This is a genomic window from Methylotuvimicrobium buryatense (assembly GCF_005931095.1).
Lineage (GTDB): Bacteria > Pseudomonadota > Gammaproteobacteria > Methylococcales > Methylomonadaceae > Methylotuvimicrobium > Methylotuvimicrobium buryatense.
The window spans coordinates 4,516,262-4,535,697 of record NZ_CP035467.1 but is presented as its reverse complement, the minus strand read 5'-3'; the positions used below and the strand labels follow the sequence as shown (position 1 = coordinate 4,535,697).

General features: G+C 48.1%; 11 protein-coding genes. 3 read left to right on the top strand and 8 right to left on the bottom strand.

The features are described from left to right. Positions 1 to 37: 37 nt before the first annotated feature. The 4 genes from EQU24_RS22610 to EQU24_RS20155 all read right to left on the bottom strand — a co-directional run bounded on the left by EQU24_RS22610 (position 38) and on the right by EQU24_RS20155 (position 11,725). Positions 38 to 7,093, bottom strand: a complete 7,056-nt coding sequence (locus EQU24_RS22610) for a hypothetical protein (RefSeq protein ID WP_175421711.1) — start codon at positions 7,091 to 7,093, stop codon at positions 38 to 40. Positions 7,094 to 7,540: 447 nt separating this feature from the next. After that, the gene (locus EQU24_RS20165; protein WP_014150106.1) at positions 7,541 to 8,176 is read right to left on the bottom strand and encodes a response regulator transcription factor; all 636 of its coding nucleotides are present in this window, start codon (positions 8,174 to 8,176) and stop codon (positions 7,541 to 7,543) included. A gap of 10 nt (positions 8,177 to 8,186) precedes the next feature. After that, positions 8,187 to 9,527 (bottom strand): HlyD family type I secretion periplasmic adaptor subunit, encoded by a 1,341-nt coding sequence (locus tag EQU24_RS20160; protein ID WP_014150105.1) that lies wholly within the window; start codon positions 9,525 to 9,527, stop codon positions 8,187 to 8,189. A gap of 17 nt (positions 9,528 to 9,544) precedes the next feature. Then, positions 9,545 to 11,725, bottom strand: coding sequence for a type I secretion system permease/ATPase (locus EQU24_RS20155; RefSeq protein ID WP_017841836.1), 2,181 nt, complete (start codon positions 11,723 to 11,725; stop codon positions 9,545 to 9,547). An 87-nt stretch (positions 11,726 to 11,812) separates the two neighbouring features. Between EQU24_RS20155 and EQU24_RS20150 the strand changes: the two genes are divergently transcribed. From EQU24_RS20150 to EQU24_RS20140, 3 genes are all read left to right on the top strand, one after another. Next, the gene (locus EQU24_RS20150; RefSeq protein WP_014150103.1) at positions 11,813 to 12,151 is read left to right on the top strand and encodes a hypothetical protein; all 339 of its coding nucleotides are present in this window, start codon (positions 11,813 to 11,815) and stop codon (positions 12,149 to 12,151) included. A 325-nt stretch (positions 12,152 to 12,476) separates the two neighbouring features. Beyond that, positions 12,477 to 13,265, top strand: coding sequence for a vWA domain-containing protein (locus tag EQU24_RS20145; RefSeq protein WP_017841837.1), 789 nt, complete (start codon positions 12,477 to 12,479; stop codon positions 13,263 to 13,265). Positions 13,266 to 13,404: 139 nt separating this feature from the next. Further along, entirely contained in the window at positions 13,405 to 14,775 is a 1,371-nt protein-coding gene (locus EQU24_RS20140) for a TolC family outer membrane protein (protein WP_017841838.1), read from the top strand. A gap of 23 nt (positions 14,776 to 14,798) precedes the next feature. On the opposite strand, the gene EQU24_RS20135 is transcribed toward EQU24_RS20140, so the two are convergent. The 4 genes from EQU24_RS20135 to EQU24_RS20120 form a co-directional block, all read right to left on the bottom strand. Next, positions 14,799 to 15,476 (bottom strand): transglutaminase-like cysteine peptidase, encoded by a 678-nt coding sequence (locus EQU24_RS20135; RefSeq protein WP_014150100.1) that lies wholly within the window; start codon positions 15,474 to 15,476, stop codon positions 14,799 to 14,801. A gap of 5 nt (positions 15,477 to 15,481) precedes the next feature. After that, a complete protein-coding gene (locus EQU24_RS20130; RefSeq protein WP_017841839.1) occupies positions 15,482 to 17,383 on the bottom strand; it encodes a bifunctional diguanylate cyclase/phosphodiesterase in 1,902 nt (633 codons plus the stop codon). A gap of 63 nt (positions 17,384 to 17,446) precedes the next feature. Continuing rightward, the gene (locus tag EQU24_RS20125; protein WP_017841840.1) at positions 17,447 to 18,355 is read right to left on the bottom strand and encodes a lytic transglycosylase domain-containing protein; all 909 of its coding nucleotides are present in this window, start codon (positions 18,353 to 18,355) and stop codon (positions 17,447 to 17,449) included. A 36-nt stretch (positions 18,356 to 18,391) separates the two neighbouring features. Further along, on the bottom strand, positions 18,392 to 18,793 hold the full coding sequence (locus EQU24_RS20120) for an exosortase system-associated protein, TIGR04073 family (protein ID WP_017841841.1): 402 nt from the start codon (positions 18,791 to 18,793) through the stop codon (positions 18,392 to 18,394). Between the last annotated feature and the right edge of the window lie 643 nt (positions 18,794 to 19,436).

Here is a 19,436-nt window from a genome sequence, read left to right as displayed (position 1 = left end):
TGATCGACTACGGAATATGAGCTTACAAGGTCATTAATTATTCCGGATCCGGTTCTAGGCTATCGGGTAAATCGAAGCCGTTTTCAAAAGGATTAAGCGGGTCGTCCATATCGGCGCTAGAAGTTCTAGGGTCGTTATCGCTCATGAACAAATCGTCTCCATCATCCAACAGGTCTTCGAGACTTAAAGTCTTGCCGCTGTTGTTGCCTTGATCGAAGTTATCGCTGTTTTCTGCATTATTGTTGTCTTCGGAATTGCCCGGGGCATCTTGGTCGCCGTTACCATGACCGTTGTTGCCTTGCCTATTGCCGCCGCTGTTGCCTTGGCCGGAGTTGTCGCTGTTTTCAGCATTATTGTTGTCTCCGGAATTGCCAGGAGCATCTTGATCGCCGTTGCCGTGACCATTGTTGCCTTGCCTGTTGCCATTGTTATCCTGATCGGAATCCTCTTCATCACCATTATCAGGTTCTTCGTTGTTAATGACATTTTGAGTTTTGGCGGACTCGTCGGTTTCATCAGCAGTAGAGCCTTCTTCAGGCATTTTGCTTTCTTCATCCTGATCTGGCTCGTGGTCATCCGGGGTATGATCGGAATTATCCGGTTCTTCATTGTCAGTGGTGTCTTCACCGTCAGACAAATCTTGATCGACCTCATCAGATTGTTCATCCTCAGTCACATCTTCATCATCGGTGGACTCCTCTTTTTCTTCGGTCGAATCCTCGTCTTCTGCAGTGGGATCAATTTCTTCGCCCGAAAACTCTTCATCAAAAGTGGTTTCCTCAACCTGTATTACTTCGTTATCGCTAACTTCATAAGTAGTAATCGTTTCATTCATCATACTTACAGCCGCATACTCTTGAGTCTCTCCATCTGTAATGCAACTGTTATCCGGATCGGCATCGAAACCTAGATCGATAAAGTGTTGAAGCGAGAAAGTACGCCCAATAACTTGGCCTCCAGGATTAGTCGTCCAACCATCGGTAGTAGTCGATTGTCCTGTTTGGTCGTAATGCCCCGGTCCGGCTTTGATGATGATATCAGTTACTTCGCCCCATTCCGTATTATTTTCAATAAATTCGGCCAATGATACGGCGATAGCAACATTGCTAAATTCAGGGCTACTTGGAAACTCGACTTTTCTTATCCCACTAGTTTTTCCAGTATCTAGTTTGTAGGCAATATACGAAATTGCGTGAGGCAATTCGCAGTCATCGTCCGTGTCTGTATCGGAATCCGTATCGGTATCGGTATCCGTGTCGGTATCGGTATCCGTATCCGTATCCGTATCCGTATCTGAGTCGGTATCCGTATCCGTGTCGGTATCGGTATCTGAGTCGGTATCGGTATCCGTGTCGGTATCGGTGTCCGTGTCGGTATCGGTGTCCGTATCGGTATCCGTGTCGGTATCCGTATCGGTATCGGTGTCCGTATCGGTATCCGTATCCGTATCCGTATCCGTGTCAGTATCGGTATCGGTATCCGTGTCTGTATCGGTATCGGTATCCGTGTCCGTATCCGTATCCGTATCGGTATCCGTATCCGTATCCGTATCGGTATCGGTATCGGTATCGGTGTCCGTGTCGGTATCCAAGTCCGTATCGGTGTCCGTATCTGTGTCGGTGTCGGTGTCGGTGTCGGTATCCGTATCGGTATCGGTGTCCGTATCGGTATCCGTATCCGTGTCGGTATCTGTGTCCGTATCCGTATCCGTATCCGTGTCAGTATCCGTGTCAGTATCGGTATCCGTGTCTGTATCGGTGTCCGTGTCCGTGTCCGTGTCGGTATCCGTATCCGTATCCGTATCCGTATCCGTATCCGTGTCGGTATCGGTATCCAAGTCCGTATCGGTGTCAGTATCCGTGTCGGTGTCGGAATCCGTGTCTGTATCGGTATCGGTATCGGTATCGGTATCGGTATCGGTATCGGTATCGGTATCCGTGTCCGTGTCCGTGTCTGTATCGGTATCCAAGTCCGTATCGGTGTCAGTATCCGTGTCGGTGTCGGAATCCGTGTCTGTATCGGTATCGGTATCGGTATCGGTATCGGTATCCGTGTCGGTATCCGTGTCGGTATCCGTGTCCGTGTCCGTGTCTGTATCGGTATCCAAGTCCGTATCGGTGTCAGTATCCGTGTCGGTGTCGGAATCCGTGTCTGTATCGGTATCGGTATCGGTATCGGTATCGGTATCCGTATCGGTATCGGTATCCGTGTCGGTATCCGTGTCGGTATCGGTATCGGTATCCGTGTCGGTATCGGTATCGGTATCCGTATCAGTGTCCGTATCGGTGTCAGTATCCGTATCTGTGTCGGTATCGGTATCGGTATCGGTATCCGTATCCGTATCGGTATCCGTATCTGTGTCGGTATCGGTATCCGTGTCGGTATCGGTATCCGTGTCGGTATCGGTGTCGGTGTCGGTATCGGTATCGGTGTCCGTATCGGTATCCGTATCGGTATCGGTATCGGTATCGGTATCGGTATCGGTATCCGTATCCGTATCGGTATCCGTATCTGTGTCGGTATCGGTATCCGTGTCGGTATCGGTATCGGTATCGGTATCGGTATCGGTATCCGTATCTGTGTCGGTATCGGTATCCGTGTCGGTATCGGTATCCGTATCCGTATCGGTATCGGTATCGGTATCGGTATCGGTGTCCGTGTCGGTATCCAAGTCCGTATCGGTGTCCGTATCTGTGTCGGTGTCGGTATCCGTATCGGTATCCGTATCCGTATCCGTGTCGGTATCTGTGTCCGTATCCGTATCCGTATCCGTGTCAGTATCGGTATCCGTGTCTGTATCGGTGTCCGTGTCCGTGTCGGTATCCGTATCCGTATCGGTGTCCGTGTCGGTATCGGTGTCGGTATCCAAGTCCGTATCGGTGTCAGTATCCGTGTCGGTGTCGGAATCCGTGTCTGTATCGGTATCGGTATCGGTATCGGTATCCGTGTCGGTATCCGTATCAGTGTCCGTATCGGTGTCAGTATCCGTATCTGTGTCGGTATCGGTATCGGTATCCGTATCCGTATCCGTATCCGTATCGGTATCCGTATCTGTGTCGGTATCGGTATCCGTGTCGGTATCGGTATCGGTATCCGTGTCGGTATCGGTATCGGTATCGGTATCGGTATCCGTATCAGTGTCCGTATCGGTGTCAGTATCCGTATCTGTGTCGGTATCGGTATCGGTATCGGTATCCGTATCCGTATCGGTATCCGTATCTGTGTCGGTATCGGTATCGGTATCGGTATCGGTATCGGTATCCGTATCTGAGTCGGTATCGGTATCCGTGTCGGTATCGGTGTCGGTGTCGGTGTCCGTATCGGTATCCGTATCGGTATCCGTATCCGTATCCGTATCGGTATCCGTATCTGTGTCGGTATCGGTATCGGTATCCGTGTCGGTATCGGTATCGGTATCGGTATCGGTATCCGTATCTGTGTCGGTATCGGTATCGGTATCCGTGTCGGTATCGGTATCCGTATCCGTATCGGTATCGGTATCGGTGTCCGTGTCGGTATCCAAGTCCGTATCGGTGTCCGTATCTGTGTCGGTGTCGGTATCCGTATCGGTATCGGTATCGGTGTCCGTATCGGTATCCGTATCCGTATCCGTGTCCGTATCGGTGTCCGTGTCTGTATCCGTATCGGTATCCGTGTCGGTATCCGTGTCGGTATCCGTATCCGTATCCGTGTCCGTATCGGTGTCTGTATCCGTATCCGTATCCGTGTCTGTATCGGTATCGGTATCCGTGTCGGTATCGGTGTCCGTATCTGTGTCGGTATCAGTATCCGTATCGGTATCGGTATCGGTATCGGTATCGGTATCGGTATCGGTATCCGTGTCGGTATCCGTGTCGGTATCGGTGTCCGTATCTGTGTCGGTATCGGTGTCCGTATCTGTGTCGGTATCGGTATCCGTGTCTGTATCGGTATCCGTATCGGTATCGGTATCGGTATCCGTATCCGTATCTGAGTCGGTATCGGTATCGGTATCCGTATCGGTGTCCGTGTCCGTGTCAGTATCCGTATCCGTATCCGTATCCGTGTCGGTATCGGTGTCCGTATCCGTATCCGTATCCGTATCCGTGTCCGTGTCCGTGTCCGTGTCCGTGTCCGTGTCGGTATCTGTGTCGGTATCGGTATCGGTGTCGGTGTCGGTATCCGTATCGGTGTCCGTGTCGGTATCGGTATCTGAGTCGGTATCGGTATCGGTGTCCGTATCGGTATCGGTATCCGTGTCAGTATCGGTATCGGTATCGGTATCGGTATCAGTATCCGTGTCGGTATCCGTATCCGTATCCGTATCCGTATCCGTATCCGTATCCGTATCCGTATCCGTGTCGGTATCCGTATCCGTATCCGTATCTGAGTCGGTATCGGTATCGGTATCCGTATCGGTGTCCGTGTCCGTGTCAGTATCCGTATCCGTATCCGTATCCGTATCCGTATCCGTATCCGTGTCCGTGTCAGTATCCGTATCCGTATCCGTATCCGTATCCGTATCCGTGTCGGTATCGGTGTCCGTATCCGTATCCGTGTCCGTGTCGGTATCTGTGTCGGTATCGGAATCCGTGTCTGTATCGGTATCGGTATCGGTGTCGGTGTCGGTGTCGGTGTCGGTATCCGTATCGGTGTCCGTGTCGGTATCGGTATCTGAGTCGGTATCGGTATCGGTGTCCGTATCGGTATCGGTATCCGTGTCAGTATCGGTATCGGTATCGGAATCCGTATCGGAATCCGTATCGGTGTCCGTATCGGTATCTAAGTCGGTATCGGTATCGGTATCCGTGTCGGTGTCGGTATCCGTATCCGTATCCGTATCCGTATCCGTATCAGTGTCGGTATCCGTGTCGGTATCGGTATCCGTATCGGTGTCCGTGTCCGTGTCAGTATCCGTATCGGTGTCGGTATCCGTGTCGGTATCCAAGTCCGTATCGGTGTCAGTATCTGTGTCCGTATCGGTATCCGTGTCTGTGTCTGTGTCGGTATCGGTATCGGTATCGGTATCTGTATCTGTATCGGAATCCGTATCGGTATCGGTATCGGTATCGGTGTCCGTGTCCGTGTCCGTGTCTGTATCGGTATCCGTATCCGTGTCCGTATCGGTGTCGGTATCAGTATCCGTATCTGTGTCGGTATCCGTATCCGTATCCGTGTCGGTATCCGTATCAGTGTCCGTGTCGGTATCCGTATCAGTGTCAGTATCGGTGTCAGTATCGGTGTCAGTATCGGTGTCAGTATCGGTGTCGGAATCCGTGTCTGTATCGGTATCTGAGTCGGTATCGGTGTCCGTGTCCGTGTCCGTGTCCGTGTCTGTATCGGTGTCGGTATCTGAGTCGGTATCGGTATCCGTATCCGTATCCGTATCGGTATCTGTGTCCGTATCGGTATCGGTATCCAAGTCCGTATCCGTATCCGTGTCTGTATCGGTGTCTGTATCGGTGTCTGTATCGGTGTCTGTATCGGTGTCCGTGTCGGTATCCGTATCCGTGTCTGTATCGGTGTCCGTATCTGTGTCCGTATCTGTGTCGGTATCGGTATCCGTATCTGTGTCGGTATCGGTATCCGTATCCGTATCGGTATCGGTATCCGTGTCGGTATCGGTGTCCGTATCTGTGTCGGTATCGGTATCCGTGTCTGTATCGGTATCCGTATCGGTATCGGTATCGGTATCCGTATCTGAGTCGGTATCGGTATCGGTATCGGTATCCGTATCAGTGTCGGTATCCGTATCAGTGTCGGTATCCGTATCGGTGTCAGTATCCGTGTCGGTATCGGTATCGGTATCCGTATCGGTGTCCGTGTCCGTGTCAGTATCCGTATCCGTGTCGGTATCGGTGTCCGTATCTGTATCGGTATCTGTATCGGTATCGGTATCGGTATCGGTGTCGGTGTCGGTATCCGTATCGGTGTCGGTATCGGTGTCCGTGTCGGAATCCGTGTCTGTATCGGTATCCAAGTCCGTATCCGTATCCGTGTCTGTATCGGTGTCCGTGTCTGTATCCGTATCGGTGTCGGTATCCGTGTCGGTATCCGTGTCGGTATCCGTGTCGGTATCCAAGTCCGTATCGGTATCGGTATCCGTATCGGTGTCGGTATCCGTGTCTGTATCCGTATCCGTATCCGTATCGGTATCCGTGTCTGTGTCTGTGTCGGTATCGGTATCGGTATCGGTATCGGTATCGGTATCTGTATCGGTATCTGTATCGGAATCCGTATCGGTATCGGTGTCCGTGTCCGTGTCCGTGTCTGTATCGGTATCGGTATCGGTATCGGTATCCGTGTCGGTGTCGGTATCGGTATCCGTGTCGGTGTCGGTATCCGTATCCGTATCCGTATCCGTATCAGTGTCCGTATCCGTATCTGAGTCGGTATCGGTATCGGTATCCGTGTCGGTATCCGTATCAGTGTCAGTATCGGTGTCGGAATCCGTGTCCGTGTCCGTGTCCGTGTCCGTATCCGTATCCGTATCCGTATCGGTGTCGGTATCAGTATCTGTGTCGGTATCAGTATCCGTGTCTGTGTCCGTATCACCTTCTTCCGCTAAAAGAGGATCGAAGCTTTCATTATCTTCGGTAAATTCTTGACTTGGGCCAATAGTGCTGTATCCAGCATCAGGGTCGACTTGATCGCCTTCGTATTCAATGATGACGGTGCTACTGCCTTCGTTGCTTCCTTCCGATACCGTAACGTCTCCGGTGCCAGGCGCGCCAGCTGCAGGAGCTTCTAAGTCAACGCTTGGATCTGCGCCTTCCAATAATGCTTGTTGGATTTCGTCAACTTCTTGTTGGATAGCGTCTCTTCTATCTTCAAGTTCGCTTAGAAGATCTTCTTCCGAGTCTGCTAAAGCTTGGGAGGTTTCGAGTAAGTCATTGCCGGATTCTAATAATTCGCTGATCAGTTCATTTGCGTTATGGCCTAGTGTAATGAAAGATCCGTCATCAAAAGAGATGCCGATAGAACTATTCGCGTCGGTTTGTATCCTTTCTTCCGGCAATACGAGATCGCCGCTTTTCAAAATGCGTTCCGTTCCATCGGCACTGATGGCTTTAACGGTTCCTTCTATGACTGACACGACACCTTGAACGGCCATTATTGCTCTCCAAGCTTTTGATAATTATAGTAACCTTGCGGTCAAAGGCTATTGATTAATTTACTGACGCTTTCATTGTTCCACGGTTTTAGTTTTTTGACTATTGTACGAAAAGTACAGTGTGGTACTGTGACATAATGAACAGAGCGAAAACGCAGGAGTAGTTGCCGAGGGTTTAGGGCACTGCCATTAAGTTAAGCCATTACAGAATTAAGTAATGCTTGTATCCAGGATCTACTTTGCCTCAAAAGCTTGCCATCCATGGCACTGGATTCCGCCAGTCCATGGCGGAATGACGGGCTTCCCTTAACTTAATGGCAGTGAGGGTTTAGGGAGGTTATTTAATATACCCGTCGTAGATCAAAATTCGGCGCCTGGTTGTCCTTTGACGGACCCCCGGTGCAGAATTTTGATCTGCGATGAGTATAATTACCGTTTTAAAAAGTTCTAATTCGATTCTTGTTTTCTATCGTTAAGCAAAACGGCTAAATGAAATCGATCGGGGATATTTAATTTATGGAAAATAGATGTCATGTGAGCTTTGACAGTTCTTTCCGAAATATCGAGCTCGGACGCGATCAATTTGTTGCTCAGACCTTTTTGAACCCGTTCGATCACTTCATGTTCGCGTGGCGTCAGGCAGTCGAGATCGACCGATGTGGAATGGGGTGGGGGTGGTGTGCTTGAATGGGCAATTTTGACCAGTTCGGCGACTACTTTCGAAACCAGGTGACGTTTCATCCAGAGATCGCCTTTTAAAATTCTCGATACGGCTATTCCTATAATTTTTGTGCCGACGTCTTCTTCGCAATACCCGGCTGCACCGGCTGTCATGAGCTCTATTTGCCGACTATCGGGCCAATTATGTCCGATCAACAAAACCCGGCCCGAATAATTTTTTATGAATTGATAAGGGGGGCGTTCTCGATCTATAAAACTTGTTTCTATGATGACCAGTTGATAGCGATTATCTATAGATTCCATTCGATCGGCGAACTCGACGACATAATTGTTGGATAGCGCTGAGCGCCATTTATTCAACGTAGTATTCGAGCTGGATATGATTAGAATCGAAGCTGTCATCGTTACGTTCTTATCGTTCTCGCATCGCGGTTGCTTTGGCACGTAAAATAGGCTTCAGTAAGTAGTCCAAAACACTTTTTTTGCCGGTTAAAATTTCGACATCGGCGGTCATGCCCGGAATGATGTCCAACAGATCCCCATGTCTTTCGAAATAAGTTTGTTTGGCGGTCAAACGAATAAGATAATAATTTTTACCGTCTTCCGGGTTGGTAATCGTATCGGCGCTGATATGATCCAAGGTTGCTTCCAAGCCGCCGTAAATCGCAAAATCGTAGGCGGTCAATTTGATAATGGCTTTTTGACCCGGATGCAAGAAGGCAATGTCGGACGGCCTGATCTCGGCTTGTATGAGCAGTTGATCTTCAAACGGTACGATTTCGATCAAATCCATGCCGGGCTGAACAACGCCTCCGATCGTGTTGATTTTGATTTGCTTGACTGTGCCCTTAACGGGGGCTCTGATCAACGTGCGGCTGACTTTATCTTCGGTAGCGCGCATCGATTCGGCAATGCGATCGAATCCAACTTTAGCGTCATTAAGCTCCTGGATAAGAGCCGTGCGAAATTGTGTTTGATGTTCATTGATACGGCTTTTGGCTTCTTTCAGCGCAGCGCGTAAACGCGGTACCGACAGTTGCGTGGCTCTTAGTTCTCCTTGTAAGTCGTTGGCCGTTCTTTTCAAGCGTAATAATTCCACTTCGGACAACGCGCCAAAGTCGACCAGCGGCTCCGATAATTCCAGTTCCTTGGCCAGCATCGCATAGCTATCCGTCAAACGTGATATTTTCGATTCCGCCTCAACGAGTTCTTGTTCGCGTTGAGAAACTTGTTGTTGAATGGTTTCCAAGGTCGATTGATATTCTTCTTTTTTGGATTCATACAAGCGTTGAGCTTGCCGCGCTAATTCGGGGTAGTTGGTTTCGATGGTTTCGGGGATTAGCAGTGGCGTTTTATTGACCAATGCATTCAGCCTTGCGATTTGTGCTTGTAACTCGAATTGTTTGATGCGTTCCTCGCCGAAGGTTGCGGCAAAGCGAACATCATCGAGGCGCATTAACGGTTGGCCTTTTTCGACGATATCGCCCTCGCGGATAAGAATTTCAGCCAGAATTCCACCTTCGAGATTTTGAATGACTTGTAGTCTGGTGGAAGGAATTATTTTTCCGGAACCGCGCGTGATTTCGTCAAGCATCGCGAAGTTTGCCCAAGCCAATGCGACTAAGGTAAACAAAGCGGTTAGCCACAAAATGAGATGGCTGTGAAACGAGGAGCGATACAGCACACCGGCATAGATGTCGCTTATGTATCGAGCGTCTTCGTCTTTTTCGCGCGCGCTTGAATTTAAAAACACTGTTGAATCCTCTCCGATTAACTGGAAACTTTGATCTGACCTTGTTTTAAAGCGTTGAGAACCTGGTCTTTCGGGCCGTCCGCTATGATTCGTCCGTTATCCATAATGATCAAACGATCCACCAAACTTAACAAAGACGTTTTATGCGTCACCAATAATAGTGTCTTATCCCTGATATGAGGGGCCAAGCGTTTTTTGAAACCATCTTCGGTACTGTTGTCCATTGCATTGGTCGGCTCGTCCATCACGTAAATGGGTGGGGACAACAGCAGTGCGCGAGCTACGGCAATACTTTGCCGTTGCCCCCCAGACAACGAGCGCCCGCGTTCGCCGACCGGCATTTCGAAGCCTTGCGGGTGTTTGTCAACAAAATGAGTCACTCCGGCTAATTGTGCGGCTTGTAAAATCATCGTGTCGTCTGCGTATCGGGCGCCGAGCGTAATGTTGTCTTTGACGCTGCCGTGCATCAACGAGATGTCTTGAGACACGTAACCGATTTGACGGCGTAAGTCGGATGGATCGATTTGACGAATATCGGTGCCGTCTATCAGAATTGCGCCGGATTGAACCTCGTAAAACCCTAGTAACAATTTTTCGACCGTCGATTTGCCGGACCCGATTCGTCCGAGTATCGCGACATGTTCGCCGGCATCGATCTTGAATGAGACATTTTCAAGTGCCTTGATCGGTTGATTTGGATAGCTGAAAGTCACATCTTTAAATTCTATGGAGCCTTTGAATTTGGGGCGATGTAAATATTTTTTGTATTCGTCGCGCTCAACGGGTTGATTCATCAATTGTTTCAATGACTCTAACGCAGTTCGGGCGGCATCGTAACGCGTCAACAACGCGGCGAATTTTCCTATTGGATTCAAAGCATGGCGTGTCAAAATCGTACAGGCGATGAGGCCGCCTACCGTCAATTCGCCCTCGATGATTAAATAGACTGCATAAATAACGACCATCAGATAGGTCATGCGCTGTAAAAAAGTGATGAGATTAGTCGCAAAAGACGAGTAAAAACGGGATTTCACGCTCAGCTTACTCATATAAGCGACGGTTTCTTCCCATTTTTTTTGCGACTGTCCTTCGGCGCTGGCGCCTTTGATGGTTTCCAAATTCGATAACGATTCGTAGAGCGTTGCTCCTTTTTGCGACGAAAATTGGGATAATTGTTGCGACAATTTTCTCAACGGCTTTTGAATGAAATACCCGCTGACTAATGCGACCGGAATGACGGTCAACGGAATGATTACCATGTCTCCCGCAAGATACCAAATGACGATCAAAAAAAGAATCGTGAAAGGCAAATCGATCAATGCGGTTAGTGTTGCCGAGGTCAAAAAGTCTCTAAATGACTCGAACTCATTGAAATTATTGGCAAACACGCCTAGTGACGTTGGCCTGGATTCCATTTTGATGCCCATGATGCGCTCGAATAAAGTAGCTGACAAGATGATTTCGGCACGTTTGCTGGCGGTGTCGATGAAGTAACTGCGTAAGCTCTTCATGACGAATTCAAAAGTATAGATAATCAGCATGCCGGTGGATAAGACCCATAAGGTTTCCAGCGCATGATTAGGCACCACTCGGTCATACACGTTCATGACGTAAAACGGCGTGGATATCGCGAAGAGGTTGATCAGAAACGAAGCCATCAAGACTTCGCTGTAAATCGGCCAGGACTTGAAAATGACATCCCAGAACCAGTGTACTGACTTGGGTGCTTGCGTTTGGTCGATGCGGCTGTCGAAAGAATGCTCTTGTTGAACGAAAAAGGCGGCTCCGGTGTAATCTTGGTTAAGTTCGTTCAGCGCGACAGTTTTTATTCCGTCTTCCGTTTCGGGAAACAGAACTTTACATTGGTTGCCATCTCTCGACAGCAGGATTATGGCTTGACCTTGCTTTAACAGCAAAATGGCGGGCAAGACCAAATTGGAAATTCGATCGAGCGGTCTGACGACAAGACCTGCCGCCAGGCCCGCTCTTTTGGCGGCTCTCGGAAATAAATCCGGAGTCAGGCGATTGCTTTCCAAGGGCAAGCCGGCCGTCAACGCATCGGCGGAGTGCGGGTTTTGCAACAATTTACATAAGACCAACAATGCATTCAGTAAAGGATCGTTAACCGACGAACTGTCGTTGTCGTTGCCGCCGGCTATTTCTATATTCCCCGCTTGTTCCGAATTCGATAGGCTCATTGTTGTTATTGTCGCTGCCAATAATTATTTACAAAGCGTTTGATTGTACTAGAATGAAAACGCTTTTGGTTACTTTTACGATAACTTATGCCCTATGCAATACGCGATAGCGCGGGAAAGATTATAGCGTTATATGACACCGAAACGGCCATTGATGCACAATGGTTGACCGATGACGAACCCGAGGTTTTGGAGTATCGACACTCTCAGTCCTTGTCGAACAAAGTCTTGCAGGAACTAGAAGAGTCCGACTTAGAGCTTATTCGGGTTTTGGAAGACGTGGTGGATCTATTGATAAAAAAACAGGTGTTTGCTATTACCGAATTACCGCCGTTTGCTCAGGAAAAACTCTCCAAACGTCAGCGACTGCGTTCGGATATGATTTCTCTTTCACCATTGATCGATACGGACGAAGGTATATTTTAGCAATACTCTCGTTTGAGAACCGCGATTGATAAGGATGTATACCCGTCGTAGATCAAAATTCGGCGCCTGGGTGTCCGCCAAAGGACGCCGTGAATACGTCCATATAGGCTCTATGCCAGCTCCATGCTGGCAAAGCCTTTGTGAGCGCCATGGATGGCGTGAATGTCGATTTTGCAGGAGCGAAAATCGACCGGACACCCAGGTCCCTCCTCTGGCACTGCCGAAATTTGAAGTGCGAAAGGTATATTGAGCGTACGAACATTCGTTAAAATAGCTCGCTTGAACGTTAAGAGATCATCGATCTCGTAACACCCATAATTCTTCTATGATAAAAATAAAAAAAATCTTACTGACGACAATTTTTCCGATAGCGATTGCGTTAAGCGCTTGTGCAGAACAGCCAATCAGAACCTTCCGGCCGATAAAAACGATCGAGCTCGATCATTTGATTCAAAACCACGGCTATCAACAAAAAGCCGATCACGTTTATGTGCTCTTGGATAGCTCGTCTTCGATGAAAGAAGCCTATCATGGCAATGCCGATCAAGATAACGATTTTCCCGGCGATGCCAAGCCAACAAAATTTTCGGTAGCCAGAGAGCTATTGTTTCGGATAAACAACAGTATCGAAGGGCTCGACATTAATGTCGCGCTTCGACGATTTGGCTTTGGGCCTTGTTTGGACTGGCGGCTTAGCCGTTTGGATTACCCGCTCGAGCCCCATGATCATGATCGATGGCTGTCTAGCCTAGGCCAACAAGAGTGCGTAAGCGGTGGCGCGACGCTGACTAATGCGCTTGAAGAAGTCGTAGCGGATTTGTCTTCGATTTCAGGGCAAACGGCGTTATTGATCATTAGCGATGGCAACGGTTACATCACTTCTCCGGTGACGCTCGCCAAGGTTCTGAAAGCCCGTTACGGCGATTCGATTTGCATTTACACGGTATGGACAGGAAATTCGAGTGATATACCGGGGCAATCGATGTTAAATAAACTTGCGGATATAGGCGGTTGCGGTTTTTATACTACATCTAGGACCATTTACCCGGCAACCGGTTTCGATGCCTTTATTGCTTCGGTCGTTTTGCATGAAAATCAGAATGAGACCGAATAACTGTCCGTAATCTATACCTTTCGCACTTCAAATTTCGGTAGTGCCCAAGGAGGCACCCCGGTGCCTTAGATCTACGATAGGTATATTTACTCGGTAAACGAAACGGGTGCGGGATATAACATTAACGGAAAAAATAGATATGAAGAAGCCATTGTTAGGTTTTTGTTTGGCATTGAGTTTGACTGTTTTGCCAAGTCATGCCGAGTCGATGCGTCAAGCCGTACAACGTACTCTCGACGAGAATCCCGAGATTCAGGAAGCCAGATCGGTACGTTTGGCTTATGAACAAGAAATCGATCAAGCCAAGGCGAATTATTTACCCAAGATCGATGTGTCCGCCGGTTACGGTTTGGAAAGAGCGAATACGCCGTTCACGCGAGGGTTTGGCGGTACTAATCAAAGGGGAGGCGTCAATCAATTTGGCAGAACCGAATCATCGGTACAATTTCGACAAATGATCTTCGATGGGTTTGAAACGCCGCATGAAGTCGACCGGTTTACGTTCAAAACCGATGCGCAGGCGTATAGAGTTTTCGGAAGATCCGAAATCATTGGTCTTCAAGCTGCTCAAACCTATATCGAAATGCTACGAAATCGAGCCTTATTGGATTTGGCGCAGGAAAACCTCGATACTCATCGCAGTATTTTTAGTCAAATCAGGCTGCGGACCGAGCGCGGGGTCGGCCGTAGATCGGACCTAGATCAAGCAACCGGCCGTCTTGCCAACGCAGAATCGAATTTTCTCGCTCAACAAGGTAATTTGCAAGATGCCGAGACTGGCTATTATCGCGTCATAGGCGTATTACCTAAAACATTGGAAGAAGCACCCAGCCCATCGAAGGAAAACGGCGACATACCGTCGAACCTCGATGACGCGATCGAATTGGCTTTGGCGAATCATCCTACGCTAAAAGAAGCTGAGTCGGATATCAAAGAATCGAAAGCGCAGCATGAGACCGCGTCGGCGCCGTTTTATCCTCGGGTCGATTTTGAAGTGAGTTATGATAACAATGACGACACAGGTGGTATTCGCGGCGTCAATGAAGACTTAACGGCCATGGTTCGCGTGCGATACAACTTATTCAATGGCGGGCGAGACATCGCCAGACGCCGCCAAACCGCTCACGAAATCGCTCAAGCCAAAAACATAAGAGACAATACCTATAGACAGGTTATGGAAAGTGTTAGGCTGGCCTGGGTCGCTTATCAAACGCTCAACAACCAAATGGCTTTTTTTGAATCGCATCGAACTTCCAGCATCAAGACGCTGGAGGCTTACAAGCGTCAATTCAATATCGGTCAGCGCACGCTTTTAGATTTGCTGGATACGACGAACGAGGTCTATATGGCCAGCATAGCCTATACCGATGCCATGTATAACGAACTTGCGGCGCGTTATCGCATTTTGGCCGGCATGGGGAAATTGAACCGGTTTTTGGGAACGGACTTGCCGGAAGAGATCAAACCAATCACCGAAGAACAACAGGCGGATGCCCGTTTTTTCAATTGAGAGGAGCGTACTGAAAAGACGCCTTACAGGCTGCCCTGTAGCAGCCTGTTCGTGAGATCGGTCCAAAGACTCAATCGATCGGATCCGCCGACACGTTGGCCGCTGCCTCGCGCTTTGGCCAACCACAACCCCGAACCGTTGAAACTATAAACCGGTATCAGATCGCCGCGTTCGGTTGCCGGCTTGATTTGAGGGATGAGATTATCTAAAACTAGCGGCACTGAGCGTGGCGTCTCGAAATATGTCAGAACCATATGTGCTTGTCCCAACTCCACGGCTTTGACATAGGTGATGCGTAATTTGTCATCGGGGACTCCCAGTATTTTTAGCGTAAAGTATTTGGCGATGGCGTAATCCTCACAGTCTCCAGCACCTTGAGCCAAAAACTCGACCGGTGTCGCCCAATAGTCTTCCACGCCCCACAAAAGAATATCATCGACAAAGTCAATTTTTTGATTAAAAAAATCATTGACTTTTTTGAGTTTTTCTCGCGCCGACAATATTTTAATGTCGGGGTTTTCCAGCAATTGTTTCCAAGCTTCGACACGCTGACGCCCCGCTACACCATATTTGTTTTCGACTCGTGACAATAGCTCCGAACTGATGTCGATTTGAGCCGTTGCAAACAGACTCAGACACAAGCCGACCAACAAGCAGATCGACTTGATCAGGCGCCATTGTCGTAAAACGCTTATCGTCATGAGAATTATCGACTGGCACCATCAATGCCGAGATCACGAAGCGTTGCATAGTCTTTATCGGATTTGACGTTTTCGGCAATGACCTTGATGTCGAGTAATTTTGCCGCCTGCACGATGGTTTCGATAAAGTCTGTTTTTGCCTCATGATCGGTCAAATTATTACTTAATTCGCGTGTCAAACGGATATAGTCGGGGCGCAAGTCTTTGATGTGCTCCAATTTCATCGTCTGAGGTTCGAATCGCTTGATCATGATTTCGGCGCCGAGAGTTCTAGTAAACCGGAAAAATTCTCGATAAGCGTCGAAGTCTTTCGAAACGGCATAAGTCGCAATGTTGAAAATCAATTGCTTGGCGGCGGGGCGATATTTGAGTTGTTCGACCAACCAGGTTCTGAATTCGGCATTCTTGATCGTTCGGGTCGAAACATTGACGGCAATCGCGTGCTGGAGATGTTGTGCGTCGATACAGTCAAGTGCATGACGAATGATGTCGCGGTCCAACTCAATGATTTTTGTAAATTTTTCTGCTATCGCGACAAACGGGGCTATCGGGACGGGATTTCCTTCGGAATCTAGCACATGAAATGAAGCTTCTTCGATCAGAACTTGCTCGTTTCTCAGGTCTTTAATCGGCTCGCAGTAAGAAATCTCATAGCTGCGGTTATCGATGACGTCGAATACCAGGTTTTTCCACTCGCCGATGTCCTTGGCGTAAATGCTGTCTTCTTTGATGTAGTAGCTGTTAGCGCCAATCAGTTGTGCTTGTTCGAAAGCTTCGTTTGCAGAGGCTAAGCTAATTGCCGGCGTTCCGAGCGGATTTATCGAGGAAATTCCGATATGAGCAATATCGGTGTGCTCGTATTCTTCAGCGAGCTCGGTGAGCGAATCGATCAACGACTGCGCTAAATGCTCGGCTTGATTTCGATTCAAAGTTCGGCCCAACAAAGCGAACTCCGAACCTAACAGGCGGTAGGGTGTCACCTGATGAGATTGATAATGAGCGGCAATGTCTTGTAGAGACTGAGCGAACGTTTTCAAAAACGCATCGACCCGATCGTCGCTGTATTCTTTCGTCAGTTTAGTTAGGCTATCTATTTTAATAATGAAAACATAGGCTTCTGTGTTGTTCAGGAACAATTGTTTCATGTCCGACTCGAAACAACTTTTTTTGAGCAAGCCGGTCAATTCGTCGTTGTGTAATTTTTTCCCTAAACCGTCCAGTTTATGATTCAGGTTGTTAATGACGCCTTCGATTTTTTTCGACATTAAGTTCATCGATAAGGCGACATTTTTAACCTCGGTTGTCCACGGGATATTTTCGATGGTTTTAAACTGTCCTTTCGCAATCGATAAGGCCAATGCATTAATATTTTTCAGCGGCGATAAAACGAAACGTAATATCAAAAATAACAATAAAACCGCGCCGACGAAAGTAATCAACGTAAACGTCATGGCGCTTTGGGCCAATTGATAGAGTTTTAGGTAACCGAATCCCGGGTTGGTCGAAACAAAAATCGTCCCGCTTAACATCCAGCCGGAGCTGATTTCGCTCGATGCGGTTGCAGTTTGCATAGGCAGCCATTCGACAAACCATTGAGGAACCTCGGTAAACACTCTATCGTTGGTTACTTTGATCAAGGTTTTATTGTCGACGTTGACCAACTTTATCTCGCGATAATAACCCATATCGAAAATCGCGTTGATCATCGTCTCTAAAATGGGATCGCTTTCGTTAGTCATATAAGGACTGAGGGACAAGCCTAAAGACGTTGCGGTATCTTGAGCATGAACCTGGGCTTCGATTTCCAGATAACTTTTGATCTTGTTTAAACTCAACGCAAAATTGATGCTGAAAATAACCAGAAAAATCAACGAAATTAGCAAAAGCAATTGTTTAGACAATGACATATTAACGCCTTAATTGATTGATGATGAGGCCGGGCGCCTGATCATGATGCAACGAAACCAAACTCAAAACCCATCGCAGCATCGTTTGTTTTTATATAAATTGAGTACGCGCGCTACATAAGCCTGCGTTTCGGGATAGGGTGGAATGCCCTTATGTCGGTCGACAGCGCCTTCCCCCGCATTATAGCCGGCCGCGGCGAGCGCCACATCGCCATCGTAACGTTTTAGCAACCACCTCAAATAACGTAAACCCGCTTTGATGTTTTGTGCGGCATCGAACGCGTCTTGGACATTGAAGCGCTCGGCCGTGGCCGGAATCAATTGCATCAAGCCCATCGCATTTTTGGGCGAGACGGCATTGGGATTGAAGTTCGATTCAATGCTGATAATCGATAGCGCCAAGCGTGGATCGATTTGATACCAAGGCGCCATCGTATAGACTAAATCGATGATCCATGTTTTTTGAGGCGGCAGTTTTTTTATCAGCTTATCAATGTCGATATCCTTGGAAAAAGAGAACGAATGCGATCGATAGCCCGATTTAGCCGGCAATTGTTTGTCGGAAAGCATGCAGCCGGGTAGTTGTAGTTTTTTCAACGGCATGGAATCGAGCATGGCTTGAGCTAATTGATGACCTTGCTGTCCGGCCGTGGCAAATAAAGCGGCGGCGTAATCACGATGAGAGCGAACGCCGGTTCCGGATGCGTACAACATGCCTAATTGATATTGGGCCTCGATGCTGCCTAGGCGCGCTGCTTTGCAAAAATTGACAGCCGCTTGCCAATAGTCGTTACGATTACGCCCATGACGCGTCAACCTAAAAGCGCGTTCCATCAATTGACGTGTTGCGGGCATCTCTAATTCGAGTATCGTCTCGAGTTCTTCATCTTGTTGAGCGAAGCTAAACGTGCCGTAAAATAATAATACGAGTAGGGCCAACAATAACGGCAATAATCGGGGGATGAAAGACATTTTGATAGAATTGCTTTCGTCAACAGACGACTTAGGTTATTGAGGAGCTGTTTCGGTACTGGGTTCTTCTAGGTAAAACTGAACGGCGTATGTGGTTTTCGTGCCGAAATCGTTCCAGACGTAGTGAGGGTTGACGATCGGGTCGGAAGGAATCGGCGCGGTGATAAGGTTGAACACGCCTGTGGCTATGCGTCCAGCCAAATGAAAAATCCCCATGCCGGTGCCGCCAATGAAACCGTAAATAATATTAGTTTCTCGGGTGGTAATATAAATGTTTTTAGGGACTTCTAGCCAACCGGTAGTGATATTTGCCAAAGCATTGCCTGATTTTGCAAAAAATTGAGTGGCATAGCTATCCTGTTCGGGCTCGGCATGAGAAAACGTCGACACACAAAGCAAAATGACAAAAACCGGCAACTTAATAGCTTTATCGATCATGATATAAACGCTCCAAAATTATTATTAAACGACGATTAATTTAGTAATTATTCACACCCCTATCGTTCCCACGCAGAGTGTGGGAACGATAATTGCCTGGGGACTGAATAGTTAATTAATTTAAGTAATTATAACCGTCTTTTCATTTAGGTCCCGGTGATTACGACACAAAGCGTGGAAACCTAGCAGTATCAAAATCGTCCAAGATCCTCGATAGACATATCCCATACCCTAAAATCGGCGAAACTGCTCAAACTGGGAATTGCTGTGATATACCCATCGCAGATCAAAATTCGGCACCAGGGTGTCCGTCAAAGGACGCCGTGAATACATCCCTGTAAGCTCTATGCCAGCTCCATGCTGGCAAAGCCTTTGCCGCACACCCTGGCGACTCCTCAGGCACTGCCGAAATTTGAAGTGCGAAAGGTATAAATAACATCCTGGAACTATGAGCTTTGTTGAGGGTTCGGCAGCAATTCCCAATTTGAGGATAAAAAGGGTGCGGGGTGTGCGTGGCGAGGATTTCTCGGCGGCTTTGCCTGCCGCCGACACCTGCCAATCGAGCTACCGAACCCTCCAAAAATAAGGAAGTTATTTTCGACCAAATCCTTATTATTCTTAGACGGTTTTTCAATCAAAAGGG

Coding starts and splice junctions, on each gene's coding strand:
- EQU24_RS22610 (WP_175421711.1), bottom strand. CDS start 7,093: ATGGCCGTTCAAGGTGTCGTGTCAGTCATAGAAGGAACCGTTAAAGCC.
- EQU24_RS20165 (WP_014150106.1), bottom strand. CDS start 8,176: ATGACAGCTTCGATTCTAATCATATCCAGCTCGAATACTACGTTGAAT.
- EQU24_RS20155 (WP_017841836.1), bottom strand. CDS start 11,725: ATGAGCCTATCGAATTCGGAACAAGCGGGGAATATAGAAATAGCCGGC.
- EQU24_RS20150 (WP_014150103.1), top strand. CDS start 11,813: ATGCCCTATGCAATACGCGATAGCGCGGGAAAGATTATAGCGTTATAT.
- EQU24_RS20145 (WP_017841837.1), top strand. CDS start 12,477: ATGATAAAAATAAAAAAAATCTTACTGACGACAATTTTTCCGATAGCG.
- EQU24_RS20140 (WP_017841838.1), top strand. CDS start 13,405: ATGAAGAAGCCATTGTTAGGTTTTTGTTTGGCATTGAGTTTGACTGTT.
- EQU24_RS20135 (WP_014150100.1), bottom strand. CDS start 15,476: ATGACGATAAGCGTTTTACGACAATGGCGCCTGATCAAGTCGATCTGC.
- EQU24_RS20130 (WP_017841839.1), bottom strand. CDS start 17,383: ATGTCATTGTCTAAACAATTGCTTTTGCTAATTTCGTTGATTTTTCTG.
- EQU24_RS20125 (WP_017841840.1), bottom strand. CDS start 18,355: ATGTCTTTCATCCCCCGATTATTGCCGTTATTGTTGGCCCTACTCGTA.
- EQU24_RS20120 (WP_017841841.1), bottom strand. CDS start 18,793: ATGATCGATAAAGCTATTAAGTTGCCGGTTTTTGTCATTTTGCTTTGT.